3 protein-coding genes are annotated in these 5,839 nt (G+C 73.2%); all 3 read left to right on the top strand.

Translation table 11 applies throughout. The features are described from left to right. Window positions 1-107: 107 nt before the first annotated feature. The 3 genes from addA to AX737_RS25690 all read left to right on the top strand — a co-directional run bounded on the left by addA (window position 108) and on the right by AX737_RS25690 (window position 5,658). Window positions 108-3,563 (top strand): double-strand break repair helicase AddA, encoded by a 3,456-nt coding sequence (addA, locus tag AX737_RS25680; RefSeq protein WP_066926384.1) that lies wholly within the window; start codon window positions 108-110, stop codon window positions 3,561-3,563. 394 nt (window positions 3,564-3,957) lie between these two features. Continuing rightward, window positions 3,958-4,884, top strand: a complete 927-nt coding sequence (locus AX737_RS25685) for an ABC transporter ATP-binding protein (protein WP_066926386.1) — start codon at window positions 3,958-3,960, stop codon at window positions 4,882-4,884. A gap of 12 nt (window positions 4,885-4,896) precedes the next feature. Next, entirely contained in the window at window positions 4,897-5,658 is a 762-nt protein-coding gene (locus AX737_RS25690) for an ABC transporter permease (RefSeq protein ID WP_066926388.1), read from the top strand. The last annotated feature ends 181 nt before the right edge of the window (window positions 5,659-5,839 follow it).

Below are 5,839 nucleotides of genomic sequence, written 5' to 3' on the forward strand. Positions count from 1 at the left end.
TCCCGACCGACCCCTGCTGACGCAGGGGCCACCCTCCCCCGCAGAGGGGGGAGGGAGAGCGCGGCGCTGCCCGCGTCCCTTCCCGGTACGGTTGTGGGCCAATCCCGATGAACGCCCAGGCGCCCACGCTGCACCGCCTCGTCGTCGATGCCCTCACCGAGGCCAACCAGCGCCGCGCCGCCGACCCGCGCGCCTCCGCCTGGGTCTCGGCGAACGCCGGCGCGGGCAAGACCAAGGTGCTCACCGACCGGGTGGTGCGCCTCCTGCTCGACGGGGCGGCGCCGGGGCGGATCCTCTGCCTCACCTTCACCAAGGCGGCGGCCGCCAACATGTCGATCCGGGTGTTCCAGCGGCTCGGGCGCTGGGTGACGCTGGACGACGCCGCGCTCGGCGAGGAGCTGGAGCGCCTGACCGGCGAGCGCGCCTCGCGCGAGCGGCTCGACGCGGCCCGCCGCCTGTTCGCCCGCGCGGTCGAGACGCCGGGCGGGCTGAAGATCGAGACCCTGCACGCGCTGTGCGAGCGCCTGCTGCACATGTTCCCCTTCGAGGCGAACGTGCCGGCCCGCTTCGTGGTGCTCGACGACACGCAGTCGCGCGAGGCCTTCGAGGTCGAGACCGCCAACGTGCTGGCCGACGCGGTGGCGGGCAACCTCTCTTTGAGCGAGGCGCTGGCCCGCGTCGCCCCGGAGGCGACGGGCGACGCGCTGCGCCGGGCGATCCGCGGCGCGATGGCGGCCCGTGCGGTCCTCGGCGACGCGGCCGGTCTGGAGACCCGGTTCGACCGCCTGCGCCGGGCGCTCGGTCTCGCGCCCGGCGAGACCGACGAGAGCCTGGAGGCCGCGATCCTCGACGGCTGCGCCGTCGACCTCCCCGAACTGATCGCGGGCCTGCGCACCGGCGCCAAGACCGACGAGGGGCTGGCCGACGCGCTCGAAGCCGCCCGCGCGGCCCGCGAGACGGAAGGGGCGCTCGACCTCTACCGCGGGATCTTCTTCACCGAGAAGGACGCGCCCAAGGCCGACCGCAGCCTCGGCACCAAGGCGGTGCCCGAGCCGGTGCGCGCCGCGATGCAGGCCGAGCGCGACCGCCTCGTGCCGCTCTTCGATCGCCTGCGCGCCGCCCGCGCGCACGAGCGGACCCGGTCCCTGTTCGTGCTGGCCGCCGAGATCCACCGCCGCGTCGAGGCCCAGAAGGCTCGGCTCGGCGCGCTCGATTTCGACGACCTGATCCACAAGACCCTCGACCTGCTGCAGCGGGTCGGCGCCGGCTGGGTGCTGTACAAGCTCGACCGCGGTGTCGATCACGTGCTGATCGACGAGGCGCAGGACACCAACCCGCAACAGTGGGAGATTCTGCGCCGCATCACCGCCGAGTTCGCGGTGGGGGAGGGCGCGCGCGCCCTCAACCGCACCCGCTTCGCGGTGGGCGACCCGAAGCAGTCGATCTACAGCTTCCAGGGCGCGGATCCGCGCGAGTTCGCCGCGACCCGGCTCGCCTGGGTGGGCGAGGCGCAGAGCGCCGACCTCGTCTTCGAGGACGTGCCGCTGACGCTCTCCTTCCGCTCGACCCGCGCGGTGCTGCGGGCGGTCGATGCCGTCTTCGCCGTGCCCGCGCATTACAGCGGCCTCGCCTTCGGCGACGCGGCGGTCGGCACCGTGCACGCGAGCGCGCGGCCCTCGGCGCCCGGTGCCGTCGAGCTCTGGCCGATCGCCGAGCCCGCCGAGGAGGCGGAGCCCGACGCCTGGGCGGCGCCCGTCGATGCGCCGGAGGCCGGGGCGCCCGCGCTGCTCACGGCCCGGCGCATCGCCCGCGCGATCCGCACCTGGACGACCACCGGCGACGCGCAGGGCCGCGTCTGGCGCCCGGGCGAGATCCTGGTGCTGGTGCGAAAGCGCGGTGCCGCCTTCGAGGAGGTGATCCGGGCGCTCAAGGGCCTCGCCGTGCCGGTGGCCGGGCAGGACCGGCTGGATGTGGCCGCCCACATCGCGGTGGCCGACCTCGTGGCAGTGGGCCGCGCCGGGCTGTTGCCGGCCGACGACCTCACGCTGGCGGTTGCGCTCAAGACCCCGCTGGTCGGGCTCGACGACGACGACCTCGTGCGCATCGCCGCCCGGCGCGACCTCGCCGAGACGCTGGAGGATGCGCTCCACCGCCACGCGGAAGCGGGCGACCCGGCCGCGATCCGCGGTCGCGACGCGCTCGCCGGCTGGATCGCGCTCGCGGGCGCCGAGGGGCCGTTCGGCTTCTACGCGACGCTGCTCGGGCCGCGCGGCGGGCGCGCCAAGCTCGTCTCGCGGCTCGGCGGCGAGGCGGGCGACGCCATCGACGTGTTCCTGGCCGCCGCCGCCCAGGCCGAGCAGGGCATCGACGCGCCCTCGCTCGGCGGGTTCCTGGCGCGCTACCACGGCTCGGCGGAGGGCCACACGGTCAAGCGCGACATGGAATCGGGCCGCGACGAGGTCCGGGTGATGACCGTGCACGGTGCCAAGGGCCTGGAGGCACCGGTCGTGGTGGTGATCGACGGCTGCGAGCCGCTCGGGCGCAACGACCCGCCGCTGCTGCCGATGGTCGAGGAGGCGCTGCCGCCGGTCTGGTCGGGCGCGCGCGCCCACGATTGCGCGGCGCTGGCGCAAGCCCGCGCGGCGCTGCAGGCCCGGGGGCGGGAGGAGCACAACCGCCTGCTCTACGTGGCGATGACCCGCGCGGCCGACCGCCTCGTGGTGGCGCCCTATCGCGGGCACGAGCGCGAGACCGAGGCCGCGTGGTGCCGGATGATCCGGGCCGGTTTGGAGGGGGCGCTCGGCGCGGGCGAGGCGCGCGAGACGCCCTACGGCCCGGTCACGCTCTGGCACGACGGCGAGGCCGAGGCCGCGGCCTCGCCCGAGGGCACGCCCGCGCCCGAACCGCCTCCGGTTCCCGCGTGGCTGCACGCGCCGGCCCCGGCGGAGGCCGAGGCGCCCCCGCCGCTCAGCCCCTCCGGCGCCCTGCAGGCGGCCGACGGCCAGCGCCTGATCCCGCCGCGGCAGGCCGACGCCGAGGCGCGCCGCCGCGGCATCCTGATCCACGCCCTGCTGGAACACCTGCCCCGGCTGGAGCCGGAGAGGCGCCTGGCCGCGTCCCGCACCTATGTGGGCGCCCGCGCCCCGGCGCTCCCCGAGCCGCAGCGCGAGCGCATCGTGCGCGCGGCGCTGCGGGTGATCGAGGATCCCGGCCTCGCGCCGCTCTTCGCGGCCGGGGCGCGCGCGGAGGTGAGCCTGTCGGGCCGGGTCGTGGTCGGCGGCGTCGAGCGGCCGGTCTTCGGCCGGGTCGACCGCCTCGCGGTGGCGGATGGCACGGTCTGGCTCTGCGACTTCAAGACCGGCCGCCCGCCGGACGGCGACGCGCTGCCGGAGGCCGATGCCGGGCAGATCGCCCTCTACGCGAGCCTGCTCGCGCGGATCTATCCGGGCCACGCGATCCGCCCGCACCTGGTCTGGACCTCGGGGCCGGTGATCCGGGCGCTCGGGCCGGCGGAGGTCGATGCGGCGCTGGCGGCTGTCGGCCTAGGCCCGGCATCGACCTGAGGCCGCGCGGGAACGGGTGCCACCCTTCAGGTGCGGGCACCGCCCTTCTCCCGGGCGCATGGAGCGTGAGCGGAATGCGACCCGGGACCCAGCACGGGACGACGCGAAGCGACCGAATCCTGCGCCCGTGTCGAAGATCGAGCCGCTGCGCGACACTCTCTGTGCTGGGTCCCGGATCACCTTCCGCTGGCGCTCCAGGCGTCCGGGAAAAGGTCGCGCTCTATCCGTAGGAGTCGGCCGAGCCGATCGAAGGCCCATCGCGTGAGAGGATAATCCCGCCCTCGATGTGCCGTTCGGCACGCGGCGGACCGTCCGGCGAGCCGATCACCGCCGCCGTGGTCGCCACCATGCCACGCCTGCGCTACCTCGGCGCCGACCGGAAGCTCAGACCGCGATGCCGCCGATTCTCCAGATCCAGAACCTCCACAAGACCTACGCCTCCGGCCTCTCCGCACTCGCGGACGTGAACCTGGAGATCGCCCGCGGCGAGATCTTCGCGCTGCTCGGGCCGAACGGTGCGGGCAAGTCGACACTGATCAACATCATCTGCGGGATCGTCACGCCGACCGGCGGCACGATCACGGTGGACGGGCACGACATCGCCCGCGACTACCGGCGGGCGCGTGCCACGATCGGCCTCGTGCCGCAGGAACTGACCACCGACGCCTTCGAGACCGTCATCAAGACGGTGAGCTTCACCCGAGGCCTGTTCGGGCTGAAGCGCGATCCGGCCCATATCGAGCGGGTGCTACGCGATCTCTCGCTCTGGGAGAAGCGCGACAGCCGGATGATGCAGCTCTCCGGCGGCATGAAGCGGCGCGTGCTGATCGCCAAGGCGCTCTCCCACGAGCCGCGCCTCTTGTTCCTCGACGAGCCCACGGCGGGCGTCGACGTGGAACTGCGCCAGGACATGTGGCGCCTCGTGCGGCGCCTGCGCGACCAGGGCGTCACGGTGATCCTGACGACGCACTACATCGAGGAGGCCGAGGAGATGGCCGACCGGATCGGCGTGATCCGCAAGGGGCGCATCATCCTGGTCGAGGAGAAGGCCGAGCTGATGCGCAAGCTCGGCCGCAAGCAGCTCACCCTCCAGCTCGCCGAGCCGCTCGCCGCCCTGCCGCCGGCGCTGGCCGACCGCGGCCTCGAACTCGGCGCGGCAGGGCGCGAACTCATCTACACCTACGACAGCCAAGCCGAGCGCACCGGCATCACCCGGCTCCTCAACGACCTCACACAGGCCGGGGTCAGCTTCACCGACCTCCAGACGCGGCAGAGTTCGCTGGAGGACATCTTCGTCGGGCTGATGCGGGAGCGCGCCTAGATCATGAGCCGAATGAACTGGCCCGCCGTCCGGGCGATCTACGTCTTCGAGATGCACCGCTTCCTGCGCACCGCGACGCAGAGCATCCTGGCACCCGTCATCTCGACCTCGCTCTACTTCGTGGTCTTCGGCGCGGCGATCGGCGCGCGCATGAACACGGTCGACGGCGTGCCCTACGGCCTGTTCATCGTGCCGGGCCTGATGATGCTCTCGCTGCTGACGCAGAGCATCACCAACGCCTCCTTCGGCATCTACTTCCCGCGGTTTGCCGGCACGATCTACGAGATCCTGTCCGCGCCGATCTCGCCGGTCGAGGTGGTGCTGGGCTACGTGGGCGCGGCGGCCTCGAAGGCGATCATCATCGCGCTGATCATCCTGGCGACCGCGGCGCTCTTCGTGCCGCTGCGGGTCGAGCACCCGTTCTGGATGCTGGCCTTCCTGCTGCTCACGGCCGTCACCTTCAGCCTGTTCGGCTTCGTGATCGGGCTGTGGGCGGACGGGTTCGAGCGGCTGCAGATGGTGCCGCTCCTCATCATCACGCCGCTGACCTTCTTAGGCGGCAGCTTCTACGCCATCGAGATGCTGCCGCCCTTCTGGCAGACGGTGAGCCTCGCCAACCCGGTCGTCTACCTGATCAGCGGCTTCCGCTGGAGCTTCTTCGGCCGGGCCGACATCGGCATCGCGGCAAGCCTCGGCATGACGACGCTGTTCCTCGTCCTCTGCCTCGGGGCGGTGACGTACATCTTCCGCACGGGCTACCGGCTGAAGAGCTGAGCGCATCGCCGACCCTCCCCCCTCTGCGGGAGAGGGTGCCTCGCGCGTGCGAGCCGGGAGAGGGGACCCCAGCTTCAGGATCAGGCACGCCCTTCATGAAGTGCTAGCCTCTTCCGGCGGCCGGGTTCCCCTCTCTGCGGGACTTCGTCCCGACCGACCCCCTTCGGGGGCCACCCTCCCC

The sequence above is a fragment of the Methylobacterium sp. CCH5-D2 genome (genome assembly GCF_001556475.1).
GTDB lineage: Bacteria > Pseudomonadota > Alphaproteobacteria > Rhizobiales > Beijerinckiaceae > Methylobacterium > Methylobacterium hispanicum.